This is a genomic window from Pseudooceanicola nanhaiensis, assembly GCF_020171315.1.
Classification (GTDB): domain Bacteria; phylum Pseudomonadota; class Alphaproteobacteria; order Rhodobacterales; family Rhodobacteraceae; genus Pseudooceanicola; species Pseudooceanicola nanhaiensis_A.
This window is the reverse complement of the sequence record NZ_JAIUZP010000001.1, coordinates 958,518-979,682: the sequence shown is the minus strand read 5'-3', so window position 1 is coordinate 979,682 and position 21,165 is coordinate 958,518. Positions and strand designations below refer to the sequence as shown.

22 protein-coding genes and 1 tRNA gene are annotated in these 21,165 nt (G+C 67.0%); 6 read left to right on the top strand and 17 right to left on the bottom strand.

Annotated features, from left to right (window positions below):
- Window positions 1-190 precede the first annotated feature (190 nt).
- A tRNA-His gene (locus LCM32_RS04450) sits at window positions 191-267 on the bottom strand.
- A gap of 661 nt (window positions 268-928) precedes the next feature.
- On the opposite strand from LCM32_RS04450, the gene LCM32_RS04445 reads away from it, so the two are divergent.
- Window positions 929-1,135, top strand: coding sequence for a DUF6324 family protein (locus tag LCM32_RS04445; RefSeq protein WP_224819832.1), 207 nt, complete (start codon window positions 929-931; stop codon window positions 1,133-1,135).
- 1 nt (window position 1,136) lies between these two features.
- Here LCM32_RS04445 and LCM32_RS04440 read toward each other — a convergent pair whose 3' ends face one another.
- The 9 genes from LCM32_RS04440 to LCM32_RS04405 form a co-directional block, all read right to left on the bottom strand.
- Entirely contained in the window at window positions 1,137-1,598 is a 462-nt protein-coding gene (locus tag LCM32_RS04440) for an MmcB family DNA repair protein (RefSeq protein WP_224819831.1), read from the bottom strand.
- Window positions 1,599-1,956: 358 nt separating this feature from the next.
- Complete coding sequence (locus LCM32_RS04435; RefSeq protein ID WP_224819830.1) at window positions 1,957-2,268, bottom strand: hypothetical protein; 312 nt, start codon at window positions 2,266-2,268, stop codon at window positions 1,957-1,959.
- A 108-nt stretch (window positions 2,269-2,376) separates the two neighbouring features.
- Complete coding sequence (gene nusB / locus LCM32_RS04430) at window positions 2,377-2,856, bottom strand: transcription antitermination factor NusB (RefSeq protein WP_224819829.1); 480 nt, start codon at window positions 2,854-2,856, stop codon at window positions 2,377-2,379.
- Window positions 2,857-2,868: 12 nt separating this feature from the next.
- Window positions 2,869-3,408 (bottom strand): 6,7-dimethyl-8-ribityllumazine synthase, encoded by a 540-nt coding sequence (locus LCM32_RS04425; protein ID WP_224819828.1) that lies wholly within the window; start codon window positions 3,406-3,408, stop codon window positions 2,869-2,871.
- A 1-nt stretch (window position 3,409) separates the two neighbouring features.
- Complete coding sequence (gene ribB, locus LCM32_RS04420) at window positions 3,410-4,546, bottom strand: 3,4-dihydroxy-2-butanone-4-phosphate synthase (RefSeq protein WP_224819827.1); 1,137 nt, start codon at window positions 4,544-4,546, stop codon at window positions 3,410-3,412.
- 174 nt (window positions 4,547-4,720) lie between these two features.
- Complete coding sequence (locus tag LCM32_RS22080) at window positions 4,721-4,867, bottom strand: hypothetical protein (protein WP_318246172.1); 147 nt, start codon at window positions 4,865-4,867, stop codon at window positions 4,721-4,723.
- Between the two features lie 30 nt (window positions 4,868-4,897).
- The gene (locus LCM32_RS04415) at window positions 4,898-5,689 is read right to left on the bottom strand and encodes an MBL fold metallo-hydrolase (RefSeq protein ID WP_318246171.1); all 792 of its coding nucleotides are present in this window, start codon (window positions 5,687-5,689) and stop codon (window positions 4,898-4,900) included.
- A gap of 68 nt (window positions 5,690-5,757) precedes the next feature.
- Complete coding sequence (locus LCM32_RS04410; protein ID WP_224819826.1) at window positions 5,758-6,276, bottom strand: hypothetical protein; 519 nt, start codon at window positions 6,274-6,276, stop codon at window positions 5,758-5,760.
- Between the two features lie 50 nt (window positions 6,277-6,326).
- On the bottom strand, window positions 6,327-6,917 hold the full coding sequence (locus LCM32_RS04405) for a riboflavin synthase (protein ID WP_224819825.1): 591 nt from the start codon (window positions 6,915-6,917) through the stop codon (window positions 6,327-6,329).
- A gap of 199 nt (window positions 6,918-7,116) precedes the next feature.
- Here LCM32_RS04405 and LCM32_RS04400 point away from each other — a divergent pair, with 199 nt between their 5' ends.
- The 3 genes from LCM32_RS04400 to LCM32_RS04390 all read left to right on the top strand — a co-directional run bounded on the left by LCM32_RS04400 (window position 7,117) and on the right by LCM32_RS04390 (window position 11,692).
- On the top strand, window positions 7,117-8,421 hold the full coding sequence (locus tag LCM32_RS04400; RefSeq protein ID WP_224819824.1) for a capsule biosynthesis protein: 1,305 nt from the start codon (window positions 7,117-7,119) through the stop codon (window positions 8,419-8,421).
- Window positions 8,422-8,516: 95 nt separating this feature from the next.
- On the top strand, window positions 8,517-9,647 hold the full coding sequence (locus tag LCM32_RS04395; RefSeq protein ID WP_224819823.1) for a polysaccharide biosynthesis/export family protein: 1,131 nt from the start codon (window positions 8,517-8,519) through the stop codon (window positions 9,645-9,647).
- A gap of 8 nt (window positions 9,648-9,655) precedes the next feature.
- A complete protein-coding gene (locus LCM32_RS04390; protein WP_224819822.1) occupies window positions 9,656-11,692 on the top strand; it encodes a capsular polysaccharide biosynthesis protein in 2,037 nt (678 codons plus the stop codon).
- Window positions 11,693-11,867: 175 nt separating this feature from the next.
- Here the strand turns inward: LCM32_RS04390 and ribD are convergent, their stop codons facing one another.
- The 7 genes from ribD to LCM32_RS04355 form a co-directional block, all read right to left on the bottom strand.
- Window positions 11,868-12,971: a bifunctional diaminohydroxyphosphoribosylaminopyrimidine deaminase/5-amino-6-(5-phosphoribosylamino)uracil reductase RibD gene (gene ribD, locus LCM32_RS04385; protein WP_318246170.1), complete on the bottom strand. Its 1,104-nt coding sequence runs from the start codon at window positions 12,969-12,971 to the stop codon at window positions 11,868-11,870.
- On the bottom strand, window positions 12,968-13,453 hold the full coding sequence (gene nrdR, locus LCM32_RS04380) for a transcriptional regulator NrdR (RefSeq protein WP_224819821.1): 486 nt from the start codon (window positions 13,451-13,453) through the stop codon (window positions 12,968-12,970). The genes ribD and nrdR overlap by 4 nt, the downstream gene beginning before the upstream one ends.
- 105 nt (window positions 13,454-13,558) lie before the next feature.
- Entirely contained in the window at window positions 13,559-13,981 is a 423-nt protein-coding gene (locus LCM32_RS04375; protein ID WP_224819820.1) for a secondary thiamine-phosphate synthase enzyme YjbQ, read from the bottom strand.
- A gap of 62 nt (window positions 13,982-14,043) precedes the next feature.
- Window positions 14,044-14,328 (bottom strand): hypothetical protein, encoded by a 285-nt coding sequence (locus tag LCM32_RS04370; RefSeq protein WP_224819819.1) that lies wholly within the window; start codon window positions 14,326-14,328, stop codon window positions 14,044-14,046.
- 244 nt (window positions 14,329-14,572) lie between these two features.
- On the bottom strand, window positions 14,573-16,552 hold the full coding sequence (gene rpoD, locus LCM32_RS04365) for an RNA polymerase sigma factor RpoD (RefSeq protein ID WP_224819818.1): 1,980 nt from the start codon (window positions 16,550-16,552) through the stop codon (window positions 14,573-14,575).
- 113 nt (window positions 16,553-16,665) lie between these two features.
- On the bottom strand, window positions 16,666-18,702 hold the full coding sequence (gene dnaG, locus LCM32_RS04360) for a DNA primase (protein ID WP_224819817.1): 2,037 nt from the start codon (window positions 18,700-18,702) through the stop codon (window positions 16,666-16,668).
- Between the two features lie 64 nt (window positions 18,703-18,766).
- Entirely contained in the window at window positions 18,767-19,360 is a 594-nt protein-coding gene (locus tag LCM32_RS04355; RefSeq protein ID WP_224819816.1) for a TetR/AcrR family transcriptional regulator, read from the bottom strand.
- Window positions 19,361-19,470: 110 nt separating this feature from the next.
- Between LCM32_RS04355 and LCM32_RS04350 the strand changes: the two genes are divergently transcribed.
- The gene (locus LCM32_RS04350; protein WP_224819815.1) at window positions 19,471-19,749 is read left to right on the top strand and encodes a hypothetical protein; all 279 of its coding nucleotides are present in this window, start codon (window positions 19,471-19,473) and stop codon (window positions 19,747-19,749) included.
- 118 nt (window positions 19,750-19,867) lie between these two features.
- The gene (locus tag LCM32_RS04345; RefSeq protein ID WP_224819814.1) at window positions 19,868-21,163 is read left to right on the top strand and encodes a homoserine dehydrogenase; all 1,296 of its coding nucleotides are present in this window, start codon (window positions 19,868-19,870) and stop codon (window positions 21,161-21,163) included.
- Window positions 21,164-21,165: the final 2 nt, after the last annotated feature.

Sequence of the window (21,165 nt, the reverse complement as noted above, 5' to 3'; positions counted from 1 at the left end):
GAAAAAGCCCCGCAAATGCGGAGCTTAGCATCTTACTGATCGCGAAGAATCCCGGGGCCGTCGGTGGGTCAATTCCACCGGATGCGCGCAAGCACCCGCCCAGAGAGCGGACCGCGAGGCGCGGGCCCGGAAACGGACACCCGGACGGGAATCAGTGTATCCGGGATATACATTCTGAAGGTGAGGGAAATGGTACCGCCTTCCCGGTTTGAACGGGAGACCTCTGGATCCACAATCCAGCGCTCTAACCAACTGAGCTAAGGCGGCACTGGGGGGCGAAATACAGCCCTCTCGCGATGAATGCAAGAGAGTGTAACGGAAAAATCTCGCCTTCCCCGACGGCGGCTTTGCGCCCGCCCTTCCCCCTGCGCGGTAAAAGAAAACCCGCGCGATCCAACGAGGAAAGCGCGGGCCCGTTTGGCTCTGGCCTTTGCGTTGAGCAGGAGAGGCGGCGCAATCAAGGATCGTGCCCCCTCCCCGGCCTGCGTTCCATCGTCTCGCCGCTGACGCGAGAGGATGAGGCCTCTGCCTGCCTCCCCAAAACAAAACCGGAGGCACACTGGTTAACCATCTCAGGATGTTTCCCAATTGTGGCAAAAGTATGTCTTTGCCACGGGCGTCCCCCAAGCAATCTTGTTTTACGCCGTTTTACAGGAAGTGTCACGCATCTTCATATGTATGCAAAGTCAACTACTTACGTGGTTCTGCGCCGTGATCCTCCACCGCGCGCCCGCATCTGTATACAAGCGAAGCCTCTCACGAACCTTCCAGCCAACGGCCCGAAATGGCAGTCTTTTTTCCACCTTGAATGCACCTGCAGAACCGAAGAATACCGTCAGTCGCCCCCGGGTACCGCGGCCCCAAGACGCCGGATCTTGCAACTTTTGCCCGTCCGCGATAGCCAGTCGCATTCAATCAGGAGAGCGTCATGGGCATCGACACAGAACGCGACATCGAAGCGAATCTTCAGATCGGTCCGACCGACCAGGGCATGGTCCGCCTCTTCATCGAAGCGGGCGGCACCGAGATCCCCATGGATTTCGACCCTGACGAGGCGCTGGAGATCGCCGAAGAGATCCGCGCCGCCGCTGCCGCTGCCGAGAAGCTCGGCGGCAAGAGCAAGAAGAAGCGCTGAGTCAGCGCGACACGCCGCCCTGCGGATCCCGGTAGGATTGCAGGCGGCGCGCCGTGTCGCGGGCGAACTTCAGCGTCAGCGCCTTGCGGCGCGCACCGGCCAGTTTGTCCTCTGGCGCCATGCGGACAATTTCCCCGCCATAGGCATCCGCGATGATCAGCCCGGTCTCTTCGGGCAGGATCTCCACCGGGAAATCCCCATCCACCGCCCAGAAGAACCGATCGCACCATTGCAGGTATCCCTGCCACTTGGCGTCCGACATGTAGTCGGCCCGGGAGGACTTGCATTCCACCACCCAGATCTCGCCCTTGGGGCCCACGGCCATGACGTCGACCCGGCGGCCGCGCTCTGGCACGAATTCCTCGAGGCAGGCGAAATCGTAGCCCGCCAGCAGGCGGCAGACGCCCCGGGCGATCAGCTGGCCGGGCTGGGGCGGGATCGGGGGAAGCAGCGCGTCACTCATGACGCCATCATATGAACATAAGGTGAACAGAGGCAAGAGCGCAGCAGACACCTCTGCGCGAGCGAGATGTGCACGACGGAATGCACCTGCCCCCTTGTCGCGCCCCTGTCAGAGGCCTATGTCAGGCCTTGGCGGGTGCTGCCCTTCTCGTGAACGGTTACATTCCGGTGGCCTTAAGCAAATCCGAGGGAGCTGGCTCTGTCCGAGCCCTGGTTCGGTTACCTGGCGCCCACCTGTATGAACAGGTCCTCGGGAATGCGTCAACCAAACGGTCGCGTGCGGGCCCGCCACTTCAAGCTCTTAAGATCCATGAAAAAGACCCCGCCCCAGCGGGCGCGGCGCATCTTGGCAGCCCTGCTCAGCGGCGCGGCTTTGCCGTGGCCTCGGCCCGCACAGGATGCAGGACACGCGACAGCATCGGCTGGTGCTTGCCACCCGAGGGGCCGTCATCCTCGCGCAGGCGCATGACCGCGATGGCGAACTGCACGCCCGCAAAGACGATCCCGTTGGAGAACCACAGCAGGAACACGGCCAGTAGGCCGCCGTTGGTGCTGCTCACCAGATGGCGCAGGTTGGCCACGTTGAAGCCGATCAGCACCGCCACGAAGAGCGCGGCAACGCCGAAACCGATGAGGACATGGGTGATGTACAGGCGAATGAGCTTGGGCATGGAACGACTCCTGTCTCCGGGAAACAAGATACATTCAATTGCCAATATATCAAGCCGCAGCCCTCCCCCGCGACCAAATGCGCAGGCGGAGGGCGATGCGCGAGGCGGTCAGAACGCCTCGGGCTTGGCCTCGCGGGCCATGTGATCGAGCACGGCGTTGACGAACTTCGGCTCCTTGCTTTCCGGGAAGAAGGCGCGCGCCACATCGACGAACTCCACGATCACGACGCGCGGCGGGGCCTCACCCTCGACGAACTCGGCACCGGCGGCGCGGAAGAGCGCGCGCAGGGTCGGGTCGATGCGGGCGATCGGCCATTTGGCCACCAGCGCGCGGTCGGTCATCTGGTCAATCTTGGCCTGATGGTTCACCGCGTCGCGCACCAGCTTGCGGAACAGCGACAGGTCGCCTTCCGCCATTTCGTCGCCGTCATAGACGGCGCCGAACCGGAAATCCTCGAACTCCCGGCAGACAGCCTCGACCGTCTGGCCGGAGCGTTCCATCTGGAACAGGGCCTGCACGGCATAGAGCCGCGAGGCGCTGCGCATCTTGCGCTTCTGGTTGCCGGAGAGGGCGGGTCCTTCGGTCATGGTGTTCGCTTTTCAGGCCGTGGTGGTGCCGCTGGCGATCTGGACCTCGTCCGAGGGACGGAATCCGACGCCTTCGCGCGGAGCGCCCCATTTGCGCGAAAGCGCCAGCAAATGCAAGGCCGCAGCCGCCGCACCGCCACCTTTATTCTGATCGGCCACGCGGGCGCGGACCAGCGCCTGTTCCCGGGTCTCGACCGTGAGGATGCCATTGCCGATGCAAAGCCCCTGCAGGCCCAGCAGCGTCAGCCCGCGCGAGCTGTCATTGCAGACCGTCTCGTAGTGGGTCGTCTCGCCACGGATGACACAGCCGAGCGCCACGAAAGCGTCGTAGTTCGACATCCGCGCGGCCATGGCGATGGCGGTGGGGATCTCCAGCGCGCCGGGCACTTCGATCAGGTCATGGGTCGCGCCCCAGCCCTCGATCTCGGCGCGGGCCCCGGCGATCAGCTCGTCCGCGATGTCCTTGTAGTAGGGCGAGACGACGATCAGCGCCTTGGCGGGCTTGTCGAAGCTGCCGCGCGGCAGGATGTAATGCTGTTCGGCTGCGGCCATGTCACTTGTCTCCACTGATGCGGCGGGTGCCGGCGATATCGAGCCCGTAGGCATCCAGACCGACGACCGAGGGCGTACCGTGGTTGGTCAGCAAGGTCATGGCGCTGATCCCGAGCGAGGTGAGGATCTGCGCCCCCAGCCCGTACTGCCGCAGCACCTGCGGCGAGACACCGGCGTCGGCGTTCAGCTTCATATGGGTGTCGCGCAGCAGCACGAGAACCCCCCGGCCCTCCTCGGCGATGATCTTCATCGCGTCGCGGAATTCATCCGCACGGCCCGACGGGCCGAGGCCCGCCACGTCCTTGAGCGGGTCGAGGGCATGCATCCGCACCAGCACCGGCTCGGGCCCGGACACGTCGCCCTTGATCAGTACGATATGCTCGGCCCCCTCGATGGCGTCGGTATAGACGCGCAGGGTCCAGGTGCCGCCGAACTCGGCCTCGATCTCTTCCTCGCGGGAAACCTGCACGAGGTTGTCGTGGCGACGGCGGTATTTGATCAGGTCCGAGATGGTGCCGATCTTGAGGTTGTGACGCTGGGCAAAGGCCACCAGTTCCGGCAGGCGGGACATGGTGCCGTCCTCGTTCATGATCTCGCAGATCACGCCCGAGGGGTTGAGCCCGGCCAAGCGGCTGACGTCCACTGCGGCCTCGGTATGGCCGGCACGGACCAGCACGCCGCCCTCGCGGGCGCGCAGCGGGAAGACGTGGCCCGGCGTCGCGATGTCGGCCGCGGTCTTGCCCGCGTCGATCGCCACGGCGACGGTGCGCGCGCGGTCATGGGCGGAAATCCCGGTGGAGACCCCTTCGCGCGCCTCGATCGAGACGGTGAAGTTCGTCTCGTGGCGCGAAGAGTTGTGCGAGGCCATCAGCGGCAGGTTCAGCTCGTCCACCCGCTTGCCGGTGAGCGTGAGGCAGATCAGCCCGCGCCCGTGGGTCGCCATGAAGTTGATCGCCTCGGGCGTCGCCATCTGCGCGGGAATGACGAGGTCGCCCTCGTTCTCGCGGTCCTCATGATCGACGAGGATGAACATCCGGCCGTTGCGGGCGTCGTCGAGGATCTCCTCGATGGAGGAGATGGCATCGCGCCAGTCCCGTTCGACAGGGCCGGCGTCTTCGTAGGATTGGGTGCTGGACATGGGTCACCTCGGCAAATCTTTCGGTGGCCTTACCGCAGACCGGCAGCGATGGCTAGGGCGACGGGCGGGCCGGGACGCACAGATGCTGCGCAGCCCCGGCCCTTTCCCTAGCCCCGCCGCCCCGCCGCGGCGCGTTGCCCTGCGACCCTCCGGGGGCGCGAAACGGCGTTGTCCTCAGTCGAACTGCCAGAGCGCGGGGACAAAGCGATAGGCCCCGCCCTCCTCCACGACGTGACCCACGCCCGGGAAGGGGAAGTGATAGCCCAGCACGGTGCTCCGCTCTGCCGAGACCGTGGCCAGCAGGCGCTGCCGGGTCTCCACGGCCAGCGGCCCGTCGGTGTCCGTGGTATTTTACCACTCCGGCCGGGCAAAGCTCAGCCAGGCATGGGTCATGGCATCACCAAGGGCATAGAGCACGTCCTCGCCGCTCTGCACCCGCACCGACATGTGACCGGGCGTGTGGCCCGGCGTGGCGATCATCGTGATACCGGGCACGACCTCGTGCCCCGCCTCCGCCAGCGTCCACTCCACCCCCTCGGTCTGGAGAGAGTTGATCGCGCCGACGACGAACTGCTGTTCCTGCGGCGCCACCCGGTCCACGAGGCCATCGTCGAGCCAATAGGCATGTTCCGCAGCCCCGATGGTATAGGCCGCCTCGGGGAAGAGCGCCTCGTCGAATTCGTCGCGCATGCCCCAGATGTGATCCGGGTGGGCATGGGTGATGATCACATGGGTGATATCCTCCAGCCCCAGCCCGAGCGCGTCGAGGTTCGCCACCAGCCGTCCGGCGGTGTCGAAGAAACGATGGCCCGAGCCGACATCCACGAGCACCCGGGCGTCGCCGGTTTCGATCAGCAGGTGATTGGTGTGGGAATAGCTCTGCTCCGGCGACAGGAAGTAGCGCGTGAGGAAGGCCTGCACCTCGGCCGGATCGGCGTTCACCCCCAGCGTAGAGGCCGGGATCTGGAAATACCCGTCCGAGACGACGGTCAGCCGCATCTCCCCGAGGGTGAAGCGGAAATGCGACGGGTTCTCGCCCGCGGGCGGTCCAAGCTCGGCCCGCAGGGGGCGGGACAGCCCGAGGGCGGGGGCGGCGGCGGCCAGCTTGAGCAGGTCGCGGCGGGTGGGGCGCAGCAGCGGCATGGGGGTCTCCTCTCTCCTGCCGCCGAGCTTAGGGTGCGCCGCGCGTCCCGTAAACAGATGCGAATATGTCAGGACGTTTTCGGCCCGAAATATCCTGCCCCGTCGAGATAGCCCGCTAGCCGCCCGGCCGCGGCCCATGTCTCCTCCAGCGCGGTCTCCCCGATGAGCAGCACCGCGGGGCCCGGCAGGCGCGGATGGGCGGCGGCGACCATGTCGCGGGTCTCGCTCCAGCCGTGGAAGAGGCCCGGCGCGCGGGCGGCCTGCGTCAGCGGTTCAGGCGCGGCGACCGGCAGGGGCGGATGGATCAGCCCCGCCAGCAGGCAGTGCCGCACCGCATCCAGCGCCGCGCGCCGATCCTCGGGCAGCGCGCCTTCGCGGAAGAGCCGCAGCGCGTTGGAGGTGAAGAGCAGCGCCGCCACGTCGCGCCCCGACACCGCGCGGACCGAGGCATAGGTCTTGTAGGGCAGACCCAGTTCCTGCGCCCGGGCGATCCGCATCCGGACGATCGGCAGCGGCAGCTTGGCCTCGGGCCGCGCCGCGCGGGCCTTGGTCCAGCAATGGACACGCCACGCCCGCCCGGCCTCCATGCTGGGGCCGTTGTTGTGACCGGGTCCCGGTGGCGGAGGCGGCGTGTCGGTCAGTCCTGCCATTCCTGCAGCCGGGCCACGTAGCGGGCCATGGTGTCGATCTCGATGTTGACCGCGTCCCCCACCTGCACGTCGTCCCAGTTGGTGACCGAACGGGTGTGCGGGATCATGGTGATCGCGAAGCGCCGCCCCGCAACCTCGTTCACGGTCAGCGACACGCCGTTGAGCGCGACGGAGCCCTTGGCGGCGATGTACCGGGCCAGATCCTCCGGCGCCTCGAAGAGCATCCGGATCGAGCCTCCCACCGGCGTCATCTCGACCACCCGCGCCGTGCCATCCACGTGACCGGCCACGATATGGCCGCCCAACTCGTCCCCCACCCGCAGGGGCCGTTCGAGGTTGATGCGTTTGCCCGGCTGCCAGCCGCCGATGGTCGTGCGCGCCTGCGTCTCGTCCGAGGCCTCGACCGCGAACCAGTCCGGCCCGGTGTCCACCACGATCAGCCAGACCCCGTCGCAGGCCAGCGAAGCCCCGCGCGGCAGGCTGCCGGTATCATACCGCGTGCGGATCTTCAGCCGCAGCCCCGGGTCCTCGCTGCGCTCAACGAGGGTGCCGATATCGGTGACAAGGCCGGTGAACATGGGCTCTCTCCTTCGTTTTCCTGCCTATCCAAGGACTTGCCCCGCGACAAGAGCCGCCTGCACTCCGGCCCTCTGAACGCGCCTCGCGCCCCGCCGCGACGGCAACGCCCAAGCGGCAACAATGACGTGCTGCACGCCTTATTTTTGCCGAAGAAGAAAGATAAAGACAGGGAAAGACAACAAGTGATCCCCGGTCCCAATGCCCCAGACCCTGCCCCGCTCCCCGGCACAGAACCGGGTGTTCCTGTTCCTGCAAGGGCCGCACGGCCCCTTCTTCCACCGTCTGGCCCGCATGTTGCGGCGTGCGGGGACGCAGGTCTGGCGGGTGGGGTTCAACGCGGGCGATCAGGCGTTCTGGCGCGACAGGTCCAGCTACATCCCCTACCTCGGCAGCGTCGAGGACTGGCCCGACACCTTCGCGAAACTGGCGCAGGAGAAAGGCATCACCGACATTGTCCTCTATGGCGACACACGGGCGATCCACGCAGAGGCCGTGAAACGCGCCCGCGCCATGGGCCTTCAGGTCCATGTCTTCGAGGAAGGCTACATGCGGCCCTACTGGGTCACCTATGAGCGCGGCGGCTCCAACGGGCATTCGCGGCTGATGGAGATGAGCGTCGAGGAGATGCGCCGCGATCTGGAGATGTCCGACATGGACACGCCCCTGCCCCCCGCGAAATGGGGCGACATGCGGCATCACATCTTCTACGGCGCGCTCTACCACTGGTTCGTGATGTTCCGGAACGGGCGCTATGCCAACTTCCGCCCACACCGTTCGCTGTCCGTGACGCAGGAGTTCCGGCTCTATATCCGCCGCCTGCTGACCCTGCCCTTCACCGCGCTGGAACGCTGGATCGCCACCTGGCGCATCCGCACCGGCGGCTTCCCCTATCACCTGGCGCTGCTGCAGCTGGAACACGACAGTTCGTTCCAGATGCATTCGCCCTTCTCCACCATGACCGACTTCCTCGAAGTGGTGATCAAGGGCTTTGCCGAGGGCGCGCCGCTGCATCATCACCTCGTCTTCAAGGCGCATCCGCTGGAGGACGGCCGGGTGAACCTGCGCAACGAGATTCGCCGCCTGACCGCGCAATACGGCCTCAAGGGCCGGGTCCATTACGTCCGCGGCGGCAAGCTGGCGCAGCTGCTGGCCGATGCCCGCACCGCGGTCACCGTGAATTCCACCGCCGCCCAGCAGGTCCTCTTCCGGGGGATTCCGATCAAGGTCTTCGGCGATGCGGTCTATGCCAAGCCCGAGTTCGTCTCGACCCAGCCGCTGCCGGAATTCTTTGCCCAGCCGGGCCGCCCGGACCGCAAGGCCTATCAGGATTATCGGCGCTATCTGCTTGAAACCAGCCAGATTCCGGGGGGCTTCTACTCGGCCCGCGCGCGGCGGCAACTGCTGCGCCTCGTGGTGGACATGATGCTGGCCCCTGAAGACCCCTATGATGCGCTGAAGTCCGGAACCGCGGCACCTCGGCAACAATTGCGGCTCGTGAACTGACATCCCCATAAGACGGGACTGGTTTTTAAGACCGGATTCCGCTAGTTTACGAGCAAAACTTGAGGCAGATAAAAACAGGTCGAGGAGACCGAGCAGTGAAACCCCTTGCAACCCGCTGGGCGAGATCCGTCGCCCTTTTGGCCATTGTGGGCCTCGTCGCCGCTTGTGGCCTGCCCCGGACCGGCCCGACGAAGAAGCAACTTTTCTCCGGTTCCGTGCAGCGTGAAGGCGATGCCTTCGTGGTCTCCGTGAACGATCGCGTGACGCGCGCCACTGCCGTGGTGCCCGCGCTCGGCTTCTCGGACAACTTCATCAACGCAGGTCAGGTCGGCTCGGACACGATCCAGCCCGGTGATACGCTGGGCCTTACGATCTGGGAAAACGTCGATGACGGCCTGCTGGCCGACGAGGGCCTGAACTCCACGTCGTTGGAAGAGGTTCAGGTCGACGGTCAGGGCTTCATCTTCGTGCCCTATGCCGGGCGCGTCAAAGCCTCGGGCAACACGCCCGAAGCGGTCCGTCGGCTGATCACCACCAAGCTCGAAGAGCAGACCCCGGACCCGCAGGTGCAGGTGCGCCGACTTGCAGGCGACGGCTCCACCGTCAGCCTCGTCGGCTCCATCGGCGCGCAGGGCGTCTACCCGATCGAGCGCCCCACCCGCACGCTCTCCTCGATGATCGCCCGCGCCGGCGGCATCACCATCGAGCCCGAGATCGCCCAGATCAGCGTGATGCGCGGCGGCCAGAAATCCACCGTCTGGTTCCAGGACCTCTACAAGAGCCCGCGCTTCGACATCGCCCTGCGCGGAGGTGACCGGATCCTGATCGAGGAAGACACCCGCTCCTTCACCGCGCTTGGCGCCACCGGCCAGCAGGCCCGCGTGCCCTTCGAGAGCCAGAACCTCTCGGGCCTCGAGGCCATCGCGCAGGTCGGCGGGCTGATGGCGGCCTGGGCCGATCCCACCGGCGTCTTCGTTCTGCGCAACGAACCGGCCGAGATCGCGAACCAGGTGCTGGGCCGCAATGACCTCATGGGCGAGCAGCGCATGGTCTATGTCCTCGACCTGACGCGCCCCAACGGGATGTTCATGGCCCGCGACTTCGTGATCCGCGACGGCGATACGCTCTATGTGACCGAGGCGCCCTTCGCCCAGTGGAACAAGACGATCTCGATGCTGACCGGGTCGCTGACCACCCTCAACACGATCGACTCCATCGCCAACTAAGGCAGGAGATGGACGAGCGTTTCCATGATGATGCCGCCGGCGGGTCCTCCCGCCGGCGGCTGCATTTCTACACCGCCGGTTTCCTGCGCCAGCGGCGCCTGCGGCGCATCCTGACGCTGGCGGGTTATGACCTGACACCGGGCCGTCCCGCCCGCCGGATGGGGCCGGACGACCTGATCGCGGTCTGGGGCCGGGCTGCTTATGCCCACCGGGGCGAGGCCGTGGCCGAGGCCAGCGGCGCGTCGCTTCTCAGGATCGAGGATGCCTTCCTGCGCTCGCTCCATCCCGGACGCGCCGGGGAACCGCCGCTTGGCCTGCTGATCGACCAGCGTGGTGCCTATTTCGACGCGGCACAGCCCTCGGACCTCGAGGTGCTGCTGGCGAGTCATCCGCTGGATGACACCGCGCTGCTGAACCGCGCCCGTGGCGGCATCGCCCGGCTGCGCGAGGCCCATCTCACCAAGTATTCCGCCGTCGATCCCGAGGCGCCCCTGCCCGCGCCGGGCTATGTCCTCGTCATCGACCAGACCCGCGGCGATGCCTCGGTCACCCACGGCGGGGCGGATGCGAACACCTTCCGCGAGATGCTCTACTACGCGCAGGAGGAGAACCCCGGCGCGCCGGTGCTGATCAAGACCCACCCGGAGACAGCGCAGGGCCACCGGTCCGGCTATTTCACCGATCAGGACACCAGCGAGCGCGTCACACTCTTCTCCGATCCGGTCAGCCCCTGGGCGCTGCTGGAAGGCGCCGTGGCGGTCTATGTCGTGACCTCGCAGCTTGGCTTCGAGGCGATCCTCGCGGGCCACCGTCCCCGGGTCTACGGCCAGCCCTTCTATGCCGGATGGGGTCTGACCGAGGATCGCCATCCCCTGCCCCTGCGCGCGCCGCGCCGGGGCCGCAGCCTCACCGCGGCTCAGCTCTTTGCCGGGGCGATGCTGCTTTACCCGACATGGTACGATCCCGCCCGCGACCGGCTGGCCACCTTCGAGGAGGCGCTCGGCCAGTTCGAGGCGCAGGTCCGGGCGTGGCGCGAAGATCGTCACGGATGGGTCGCGCAGGGGATGCGGCTGTGGAAACGGCCGTTCGTGCAGGGGTTCTTTGGCGGGCAACGCCGTGTGCGTTTCTCCGGACGGGAGGCCACGCCGCCTGCCCGCACCATGGTCTGGGCCGGGAAGGCCGCCGAGGGCAGCGAGGCCTGGCGGCTGGAGGATGGCTTCCTGCGCTCGCGCGGGCTGGGGGCGGAGCTGGTGCCGCCGCTGTCGCTGGCGCTTGACGATCTCGGCATCTACTACGATCCGACCCGCGAGAGCCGCCTCGAACGGATGATCGCGACCCGCGCCCGCCTGCGCCCCGAACAGCAGGCCCGGGCCGAGGCGCTGACCCGCGCCCTCGTGGCGCGCGGGCTGACCAAGTACAACCTGCCCGGTGACGACGCACCGCTGCCCGAGGGCTACCGCATCCTCGTGCCCGGACAGGTGGAGGACGACGCCTCGATCCGTCTCGGCGCCGGCGAGGTGCGCACCAACCTTGCGCTGCTGCAGGCCGCCCGGACCGCCAACCCGGAAGCGGTGATCCTCTACCGCCCGCATCCGGATGTCACCGCCGGGCTGCGGCCAGGCGCGGTGGCGCCCGAAGACGTCGCGGCTCTGGCCGATGCCGAGGTCGCACAGCAGGACATGGCGCAATTGCTGGAGGCAGTCGACGAGGTCTGGACCATCACCTCCCTCACCGGTTTCGAGGCGCTGCTGCGCGGGCGCAGGATTACCGTGCTCGGCGCGCCCTTCTATGCTGGCTGGGGCCTGACCCGCGACCTCGGGCCCATGCCGGAACGGCGGCAGGCCCATGTGACGCTGGCGGGCCTCGTCCACGCAGCGCTGATCGATTATCCGCGCTACCGTGATCCGGTCAGCGGGCTGCCCTGCGCGGTGGAACTGGCGCTGGAACGGCTGGCGGAGGGCGCCATCGGGCGACGCGGACCGGGGCTGCGGCTGCTGGCGAAGGTGCAGGGGCTGCTGGCGAGCCGAGCGTCGCTCTGGCGGTGAGGGGAGAGGGGGCTGTCTGCCCCCCGGCCCTGCGGGCCGTCCCCCGAGGATATTTGGGAACAGTGGATGAGGGGACTGCGGTTTTGGGACGGGCCTGCGGCGGGGAATCGTTGGGGCTTGAGGCGCGCCCGGGGTGAACCTTGGCGGTGAGCGGGCCGCCGCGGCAGGTGGTCCCTTAACAGGTCGCCCTGTGCCAGCGGTGCATCACGTCGCCGCCAAGGGCGCGGGTTTCCCGCAGGGTGAAGCGCGGAGCCTCGGCAAGGCGGTCGATGCCAAGCGCGCCGAGGCCGGGGCGGCCTTCGGCCCCAAGGGCGACGCCTGCGGAGAAGACGATGAGTTCATCGACCAGATCCGCCTGCAGCAGCGAGGCCGCGAGCGCTCCGCCCCCTTCGCAGAAGACCCGCGTGAGGCCGGCGCCGCCGAGCGCCTGCAGCACCGCGGCGGGGTCGAGCTGACGATCGCGCAGCGCGCAGGAGAAGAGCCGCGCGCCGAGCCCCTGCCATGTCCGCACCAGCGTCGCATCGGCATCCGCCCCGTGGCAGAGCCAGACCGGCACCTCGTTTGCCGTCCGGGCCAGTTGCCCCAGTAGCGGCAGGTCGAGGCGGCGCGAGACCACCACGCGGACCGGCTGGCGGGTCACGCCCATGCCGCGCACGGTGAGCGCGGGATCGTCGGCGCGCGCCGTACCCGCCCCCACCATCACCGCGTCATGGCGGTGGCGCAGCAGGTGGACGTGGCGGCGTGCCTCGGGGCCGGTGATCCACTGGCTCTCGCCGCTGGCCGTGGCGATCCGCCCGTCGAGGGACAGGGCCAGTTTCAGCGTGACGAGGGGGCGGCCCTGTTCGGTGCGCAGGAAGAAGCCCGCGTGATCATGCAGCGCCTCCTGCGCCAGCAGCCCGGTGGAGACCTCGATCCCGGCGGCACGCAACATGGCAAAGCCCTGACCGGAAACGCGGGCGTCGCTGTCTTCCAGCGGCGCCACAACACGGGCCACGCCCGCGGCGATCAGCGCCTCGGCGCAGGGCGGGGTCTTGCCGTGATGGGCGCAGGGTTCGAGGGAGACATAGGCGGTGGCGCCGCGCGCGGCCGCGCCCGCCTGAGCAAGCGCCACAGGCTCCGCGTGGGGCCGCCCGCCGGGCTGGGTCCAGCCGCGCCCGACGACGCGGCCGTCCTTGACCAGAACGCAGCCGACCGCGGGGTTCGGCCATGTCTGCCCGCGCCCGCGACGGCCCAACGAGAGGGCCATCGCCAGGAAGCGTCGGTCGTCTGCCTCGCTCACCCGTCGTCGCCGGGCTTGTCCTCGGGCAGGACCGGCGGACGCAGTTCGCTCACGAAGCGATCGAAGTCGTCGGCAGCCTGGAAGTTCTTGTAAACACTCGCGAACCGCACGTAGGCCACGGTGTCGATCCGGGCCAGGGCCTCCATCACGATCTCGCCGATCACCTTGGAGGGAATGTCCGTCTCGCCCATGCTTTCGAGGCGACGCACGATGCCGCTGATCATCTGGTCGATCCGCTCCGGCTCCACCGGGCGTTTCTGCATCGAGATCCGGATCGAACGCTCCAGCTTGTCGCGGTCGAAATCTTCCCGCCGCCCGTTGGACTTGATCACGACCAGATCGCGCAGTTGGACGCGTTCATAGGTGGTGAAGCGCCCGCCGCAGGCCGGGCAGAACCGCCGGCGCCGGATGGCCGCGTGATCTTCCGCCGGGCGGGAATCCTTCACCTGGGTATCAATATTGCCGCAAAACGGACAGCGCATCAGCCGGTCCCCTTTTCACTTCCGCCTCGTCACGTTGTGGGGTTCATGCCCCAACTTATCCACAGCGACTATAGGACAGCCACGAAGCCTTGGGTAGTACCGAATTCAATGACCTAGATGTGCTGCGACCTGACGGGCATGGGGCGCGCGCCGGTGCTCGAAGAGATAGATCCCCTGCCATGTGCCCAGCACCATCCGCCCGGCCCGGACCGGGATCGACAGGCTGACCGGCAGCAGCGCGGCCTTGATATGGGCGGGCATGTCGTCCGGCCCCTCGTAGGTGTGGGTCAGGTAAGACATGGCGGGATCATCCGAGGGCGGCACGAGGCGGTGAAAGAACTCGGTCAGATCGCTGCGCACCTCCGGGTCGGCGTTCTCCTGGATCAGGAGCGAGGCGGAGGTGTGACGGACGAAGAGCGTCAGAAGCCCCTCGTCCCGGTCGTGATCGGACACCCAGTCCGCCACCTGCCGGGTGAATTCATAAAGGCCGGGGCCGCGGGTCGGGATCGTGAAGGTGGTATGGGCCATGCTGCCTGCCGTCGGGACGTCGGGGCCAGCCTAGACCGGCCCCTGCCCCGCGGGCAAGCGGGTCACTTCGCCACGCAGCGCACCGGCGGTGCGGGCGGCATGTCCGAGGACATCTGAAGGGGGGCGCTGTCATCCACCGGCGGCTGGAAGACGCTGGCGATCGTCATCACGCAGCGCCCGAGTTCCTCGGGGCTGACTTCGATCAGCACCGGCTCGGACGGGTCATAGAACTCCGACGGCGACACCAGATCGTTGTGCGAACCGTCGATCACGGAATAGGCCGCAAAGGCGGCCGAAGCCGTCGCGGCAACGGCGATGAAAGACAGGGAAATGAGGGCCTTGCGCATAATCGCATCCTTCGTTCTTTGATCAAATAACGCCCCGATGGCGAAAATCGTTCCAAGGCCATGAGACGGGAGAAGGCATAACAACTTCTTACGCAGGCGCGACAGTCAGGGATTCCGGACCTTGGCACCCTTGGCGGCCCGGTCAGGTGCCGAGACCAAGGGCAGAGCGACGGCCAGAGCGCGCATGGAAAAAGGCGCACGGAGGTCCGCGCGCCTTTCAGATGTTTGTCACTGCCCTGCGGGCTTACTGGTCGAGGAACGACCGCAGCTTGCGCGAGCGGCTCGGGTGCTTGAGCTTGCGCAGCGCCTTTGCCTCGATCTGGCGGATACGTTCGCGGGTGACCGAGAACTGCTGACCCACCTCTTCCAGCGTGTGGTCGGTGTTCATGCCGATGCCGAAACGCATCCGCAGAACCCGCTCCTCGCGCGGGGTGAGCGAGGCCAGAACGCGGGTCGTGGTCTCCTTCAGGTTTTCCTGAATGGCGCTGTCCAGCGGCAGGATCGCGTTCTTGTCCTCGATGAAATCGCCCAGCTGGCTGTCTTCCTCGTCCCCGATCGGGGTTTCGAGGGAGATCGGCTCCTTGGCGATCTTCATCACCTTGCGGACCTTCTCGAGCGGCATCTGCAGCTTCTCGGCCAGCTCTTCCGGGGTCGGCTCGCGGCCGATCTCGTGCAGCATCTGGCGTCCGGTGCGGACCAGCTTGTTGATCGTCTCGATCATGTGGACCGGGATACGGATCGTGCGCGCCTGGTCCGCGATGGACCGGGTGATCGCCTGACGGATCCACCAGGTCGCATAGGTCGAGAACTTGTAGCCGCGGCGGTACTCGAACTTGTCCACGGCCTTCATCAGGCCGATGTTGCCTTCCTGAATGAGATCAAGGAATTGCAGGCCGCGGTTCGTGTACTTCTTGGCGATGGAGATTACGAGGCGCAGGTTCGCCTCGACCATTTCCTTCTTGGCCTGACGGGCCTCTTTCTCGCCCTTCTGCACCTGTTGGACGATGCGGCGGAATTCCGAGATGTCGAGGCCGACATAGGTGCCGACCTGCGCCATGTCGTTGCGCAGTTCCTCGACCTTGTCGGCGGAGCGTTCGAAGAACATTTGCCAGCCGCGGCCGGCCTTCTCCGACATGCGGTCCATCCAGTTCGGGTCCAGCTCGTGACCGCGGTACTCATCGATGAACTCGCGCCGGTTGATGCGGGCCTGGTCCGCCAGCTTCACCATGGCGCTGTCGATCTGCATGATCCGGCGGTTGATGCCATAGAGCTGGTCGATCAGCGCCTCGATCCGGTTGTTGTGCAGGTGAAGCTCGTTCACCAGCTTCACGATCTCGGAGCGCAGCGTCTGGTACTCGGCCTCTTCCTCGGCGGAGAAGGAGCCGTCCTCGTTCAGCGTGGCGCTGATCCGGCTGTCCTGAATTTCCGACAGGGTGGCGTAATCGGAGGCGATGCGGTCCAGCGTTTCGAGCACGCGCGGCTTCAGCGCGGCCTCCATCGCGGCCAGCGACATGTTCGCCTGGTCGTCCTCGTCCTCGTCATCGTCCGAGGAGATCGGGTTGCCGTCCGCGTCGAGTTCCTGCCCCTTGCTGCGCTCTGCATTGGGCGCGGTGGAGACATTGGCCGCATCCACGACCGGCGCCTCGTCGTCGCCCAGCTGATCGCCGAAGGTGGTTTCGAGGTCGATCACGTCGCGCAGCAGAATGTCTTCGGACAGAAGTTCGTCGCGCCAGATCGTGATTGCCTGGAAGGTCAGCGGGCTTTCGCAGAGCCCTGCGATCATCGTGTTGCGACCGGCCTCGATCCGCTTGGCGATGGCGATCTCGCCCTCGCGCGACAGCAGTTCGACCGAGCCCATCTCGCGCAGGTACATGCGCACCGGGTCATCGGTGCGGTCGAGCTTTTCCTGCGTGCCCGAGGACAGCGCCACGTCGCGGTTCGAGTTGGTCTCGACCACGGCGGTGGATTTCTGTTCCTCTTCCTCGACCTCGTCGTCTTCGATGATGTTGATGCCCATTTCGGAGAGCATCGACATCACGTCCTCGATCTGTTCCGAGGAGACCTGATCGGGCGGCAGGACCTGGTTCAGCTGGTCATAGGTGATGAAGCCACGCTCGCGCGCTTCCGCAATCATCTTCTTGACCTGTGCCTGGCTCATATCGAGCGAGACTTCCTGCTCCTGGTCTTCCTGCTGGGTCTCTTCGGTATTGTCCTTGGCGGCCATGCGGTGCTCCTAAAAGCGGGCTCGGGATGATTCGATGGTCCGAATCAATAACGCGAATCCTCGATTCGCACACCCGTTTACCCCGTTTTCTTTATATTTTCGTCACCAAGTCTTCACTTACGAGGCTTGGTGAAGCGAATCGTCTCCATCAGCGCATCCAGCGCACTGCGTTCTTCCCGGTTGATTCGGGCGCCATTCGCGCCCAGGTCGTACTCGGCCTTATCCTCCTGCAGGGACCGGGCCGCACGATTTCGGGCCTGTGCAGCCTCGCCCAGACGATAGGTCAGGGTCTCGTCCGCAGGACCGTCGAATTCTTCCAGCGCCTCTTCTATTTCGCCACGCAGCCCATGCTGGGCGGAAAGCTTGGCCAGTTCCTCGGCCACCGTCATGCGGGCGATCTCAACATCCCCGCGGCGGCGTACCGGGGGCGTAAGCGCCACATGGGGATTGGACAAGAAGGAATCAACCGCGTGGGGGCCCATTTCGTAGGCGATCGCCTCCTGCAGCGCCTCCGATCCGTTGCCCGCATGGGTCAGGATCAGGCGGCGTAGGGCGGCGTGATGCGGGTCGGAACAGGCCATGCGTTCGACCTGCATGTCGAATTCCAGCACCAGTTCCGGCATCAGGATCAGCGCGGCCAGAATGACCGCCTCGCGCAGGCGCTCCTGCACGCTGTCGTCGTCCATCGCCAGCGGCGAGGCCTTGGTCGAGGCCGTGGGCGGCAGCGCCACGTTGCGCCCGCCGGGCGACCACGGCTTGCGCGGACCGCGCTTGCCGGAGAAGCCGCCTCCGTTGAAGCCACCGCCGTTGAACCCGCCGTCAAAGCCCCCGTCCCCGCGGCCATCGCTGTCGCGGCGGCGCTTGAAGAGGTCCTGACGCAGGTCGAAGATCGCGTCGCCATAATGGCGGCGCAGCGAGGTGTCCTTGATCTGCTGCAGCTTCAGCCGCAGCGTCTTGTCGAGCGCCGCACGCCGTTCCGGGCTGTCGAAGGTCTTGCCCTCGACCTCACGCTGCCAGAGCAGGTTGACCATCGGCAGGGCGCCCTCCAGCACCTTCTGCATGGCCTCGGCGCCCTCGGCCTTGATCAGGTCGTCGGGGTCCTTGCCCTCGGGCATCAGGGCAAAGCGCAGGGCGCGGCCCGCCTCCAGCAGCGGCAGGGCAAGGTCAATCACCCTGAGCGCGGCGCGGAAGCCCGCGGCATCGCCATCCAGCGCCACGATCGGCTCCGGCGACATCTGCCACAGCATCTGGAGTTGGTGTTCCGTCACCGCCGTCCCCAAGGGCGCCACGGCCCCGCCGAAGCCAGCCTCGACCAGAGCGATCACGTCCATGTAGCCTTCGGCCACGATGACAGGCTGCCCCTTGCCTGCCGCCGCCCGCGCGGGCCCGTGATTGTAGAGAGAGCGGCTCTTGTCGAAGAGCGGCGTTTCCGGCGAATTCAGGTACTTGGCCCGCGCATTCGGGTCCATCGCGCGGCCGCCGAAGGCGATGCAGCGGCCCCGGGCATCGCGGATCGGATACATGATCCGGTCGCGGAACCGGTCATAGGGCGCGGCATTGCGGCCCGGTTCATCGGGCTTGGCGCAGATGCCCGCCTCGATGATCAACTCGGGCGAAATGCCTTTGGCGGTCAGGTGCTGGAAGGCGCCTTGCCGGGCATTGGGCGCAAAGCCGATCTCGTGGCGTTGCAGCGCCTCGCCGCGCAACCCGCGGCGTTCGAGGTAGGCGCGCGCCTCGGTGGCCGCTCCGGTGGAGAGCTGCATCCGGTAATATTGCACCGCGGCTTCCATGACCTCGACCAGCTGGCTGCGCTTGTCGGCCTTCTTCTGCGCCTGCGGGTCCCGTGCGGGCATCTGGAGCCCGGCCTCGCGGGCGAGGATCTCCACCGCCTCCATGAAGCCGGTGTTCTCGGTCTCACGCACGAAGGAAATCGCGTCGCCCTTGGCGTGGCAGCCGAAGCAGTAGTAGAAGCCCTTCTGGTCATCCACATGGAAAGACGCGGATTTTTCGTGGTGGAAGGGGCATGGCGCCCACCAGTCGCCCTTGGCCTGGTTCGATTTCCGTTGATCCCACATGACCTTGCGACCCACGACCTGGCTCAGGCTCAGGCGGGTGCGCAGTTCATCGAGGAATCCGGGTGGCAGGCTCATGTAGGGAATATCGGTCCGGGGGCGGGGTCTGTCCAGAGCCGCGCGAGATCTCGCTTGGGTCCGGTCAGGGTCGCCCGCCTACAGCGCCCAGCACGAGGGCGCAATAGATCTCTTCCAGTTCCGCCAGCGTCAGCTTGCCGCCCGGGCGATACCATGTGGTCACCCCGGTCAGCATGGCGATCAGCGCCCTAGTGCTGACCCGCGCATCGGTGATGTGGAACGCGCCCGCCGCCTGTCCGTCGCTCAGGATGGCCTCAAGCTGCGCCTCGTAGCGGGCCCGCATCGCCTCCAGCGTGGCGAAGTTCTCCTCCGTCAGGTTGCGCAGTTCCATGTAGGAGATGAAGACCTCGTCGGGCCGCTCCGTGTGGAAGCGCAGGTGGAACCGGGTGAAGCTTTCCAGCGCGGCCACCGGATCGGCCGGGCGCGGCTCGGCCTCCAGCGCGGTCAGGACCTCTTCCATGTGGACGGTCAGCAGGTCCATCAGCAGGGACTGCTTGTCGCTGACGTAGTTATAGAGCCCGCCGACCTGCATCCCCACTTCCGCCGCGATCTGGCGCATGGAGACGGCGGCATAGCCCTGACGGGCAAAGAGCGTCAGGGCCGCGGCGCGGACGCGGGGGCCGGTCTGGGCGGCAAAGGAACCTTGGGTGCGGGCCATGGCGTCCTTTCTACCTGCCCCCCCGGCGCGTTCAAGCCGGTAAGCAGCGGCAAGGCCGCCGCAGCCTCTGCGCGCTTGCAAGCGGCCGGGGCTTGGGGCAATGAACAGGCATGCGCCGAGCTGATCGCCCCTCCCCCCGTCTCCTGCCTGCCCTCGTGGCGGGCTGCCTGCTGACGGCGGGCTGCGCCGAGATCCCGGCGCTGGAGGGCACGATCAGCCCCGAGGCCGCCGCCGCCCCCTATCCCAAGGTGATGCCGGTGGTCCGCATCCTCGACGGGGCCGCCGCCGCCCAGACCGCCACGCCCGAGACACAGGCCCAGCTGGAGGCCCGCGCGGCCGGATTGCGGGCCCGGGCAGACCGGCTGCGCAACCGGACCCTGTCCGAGTAGGACCCCAGGCAGAGGGATCGGGGAAAAAGGCCGCAGGCCACCGTGAAAGCCGCGTTGCACGCCGCCCCCGAACCGATTATCCCCGGCAAAACCGCACTCTGAACATCGGGAGAACAGCATGAGCCAGACCGCCGCACCGCTCCGCCTCGGGATCGCCGGCCTCGGCACCGTGGGCGTTGGCGTCGTCCGCATTATCCGCCGACAGGCCGCCATGCTGACCGCCCGCACGGGCCGCGAGATCGTCATCACCGCCGTCTCTGCCCGCACCCGCGACAAGGACCGCGGCGTTTCGCTTGCCGGTTACGCATGGGAAGACGATCCCGTGAAGCTCGCCACGCGCGACGACGTCGACATCTTCGTCGAGCTGATGGGCGGCGCCGACGGCCCCGCCAAGGCCGCGACCGAGGCCGCCCTGAAGGCCGGCAAGGACGTGGTCACCGCGAACAAGGCGATGCTGGCCGTGAACGGTCAGGCGCTGGCCGAACTGGCCGAGGGCGCGGGCCGCGTGATCCGCTACGAGGCCGCCGTCGCAGGGGGCATCCCGGTCGTGAAATCCCTGCTCGAAGGGCTGGCCGGGAACGAGATCACCCGCGTCATGGGCGTCATGAACGGCACCTGCAACTACATCCTGACCCGGATGGAAAGCGCGGGCCTGCCCTACGAGGAAGTCTTCGAGGAGGCCCGCCAGCTGGGCTATCTGGAGGCCGATCCCGAACTTGACGTGGGCGGCATCGACGCGGGCCACAAGCTGTCGATCCTCGCCTCGGTCGCCTTCGGCACGCAGGTCGCCTTCGACGACATGGAGCTGGAAGGCATCGGCGAGATCACCATCGACGACATCCGTCAGGCCGCCGACATGGGCTATCGCATCAAGCTGCTGGGGGTGAGCCGCAAGACCGGCCGCGGGCTTGAACAGCGCATGGCGCCCTGCCTCGTGCCCGCCTCCTCGCCGCTGGGTCAGCTGGAAGGCGGCACCAACATGGTGGTGCTGGAAGGCGACGCCGTGGGCCAGATCGTCCTGCGCGGCGCCGGCGCCGGCGAAGGGCCGACCGCCTCGGCCGTGCTCTCCGACATCTGCGACATCGCGCGCGGCTTCCGCCTGCCGGTCTTCGGCCAGCCCGCCGCCACGCTGGAGGCGGCCACGCCTGCACGCTCCGTTTCGGCCGCGCCCTACTACCTGCGCATGATGCTGCAGGACAAACCCGGTGCGCTTGCCAAGGTGGCCACCGCGCTTGGCAGCGAGGGCATCTCGATCCACCGACTGCGCCAGTATGACCATGACGAATCCTGCGCCCCGGTGCTGATCGTCACCCACAAGTGCCTGCGCAACGATCTCGACCGCGCGATCGAGGCGATGCAGGCCACCGGCGTGGTGGTCTCGGGCCCGGTCACCCTGCGGATCGAGCAGGTCTGAGG

Coding starts and splice junctions, on each gene's coding strand:
- LCM32_RS04445 (WP_224819832.1), top strand. CDS start 929: ATGGGCATCGACACAGAACGCGACATCGAAGCGAATCTTCAGATCGGT.
- LCM32_RS04440 (WP_224819831.1), bottom strand. CDS start 1,598: ATGAGTGACGCGCTGCTTCCCCCGATCCCGCCCCAGCCCGGCCAGCTG.
- LCM32_RS04435 (WP_224819830.1), bottom strand. CDS start 2,268: ATGCCCAAGCTCATTCGCCTGTACATCACCCATGTCCTCATCGGTTTC.
- nusB (WP_224819829.1), bottom strand. CDS start 2,856: ATGACCGAAGGACCCGCCCTCTCCGGCAACCAGAAGCGCAAGATGCGC.
- LCM32_RS04425 (WP_224819828.1), bottom strand. CDS start 3,408: ATGGCCGCAGCCGAACAGCATTACATCCTGCCGCGCGGCAGCTTCGAC.
- ribB (WP_224819827.1), bottom strand. CDS start 4,546: ATGTCCAGCACCCAATCCTACGAAGACGCCGGCCCTGTCGAACGGGAC.
- LCM32_RS04415 (WP_318246171.1), bottom strand. CDS start 5,689: ATGCCGCTGCTGCGCCCCACCCGCCGCGACCTGCTCAAGCTGGCCGCC.
- LCM32_RS04410 (WP_224819826.1), bottom strand. CDS start 6,276: ATGGAGGCCGGGCGGGCGTGGCGTGTCCATTGCTGGACCAAGGCCCGC.
- LCM32_RS04405 (WP_224819825.1), bottom strand. CDS start 6,917: ATGTTCACCGGCCTTGTCACCGATATCGGCACCCTCGTTGAGCGCAGC.
- LCM32_RS04400 (WP_224819824.1), top strand. CDS start 7,117: ATGCCCCAGACCCTGCCCCGCTCCCCGGCACAGAACCGGGTGTTCCTG.
- LCM32_RS04390 (WP_224819822.1), top strand. CDS start 9,656: ATGGACGAGCGTTTCCATGATGATGCCGCCGGCGGGTCCTCCCGCCGG.
- nrdR (WP_224819821.1), bottom strand. CDS start 13,453: ATGCGCTGTCCGTTTTGCGGCAATATTGATACCCAGGTGAAGGATTCC.
- LCM32_RS04375 (WP_224819820.1), bottom strand. CDS start 13,981: ATGGCCCATACCACCTTCACGATCCCGACCCGCGGCCCCGGCCTTTAT.
- LCM32_RS04370 (WP_224819819.1), bottom strand. CDS start 14,328: ATGCGCAAGGCCCTCATTTCCCTGTCTTTCATCGCCGTTGCCGCGACG.
- rpoD (WP_224819818.1), bottom strand. CDS start 16,552: ATGGCCGCCAAGGACAATACCGAAGAGACCCAGCAGGAAGACCAGGAG.
- dnaG (WP_224819817.1), bottom strand. CDS start 18,702: ATGAGCCTGCCACCCGGATTCCTCGATGAACTGCGCACCCGCCTGAGC.
- LCM32_RS04355 (WP_224819816.1), bottom strand. CDS start 19,360: ATGGCCCGCACCCAAGGTTCCTTTGCCGCCCAGACCGGCCCCCGCGTC.
- LCM32_RS04350 (WP_224819815.1), top strand. CDS start 19,471: ATGCGCCGAGCTGATCGCCCCTCCCCCCGTCTCCTGCCTGCCCTCGTG.
- LCM32_RS04345 (WP_224819814.1), top strand. CDS start 19,868: ATGAGCCAGACCGCCGCACCGCTCCGCCTCGGGATCGCCGGCCTCGGC.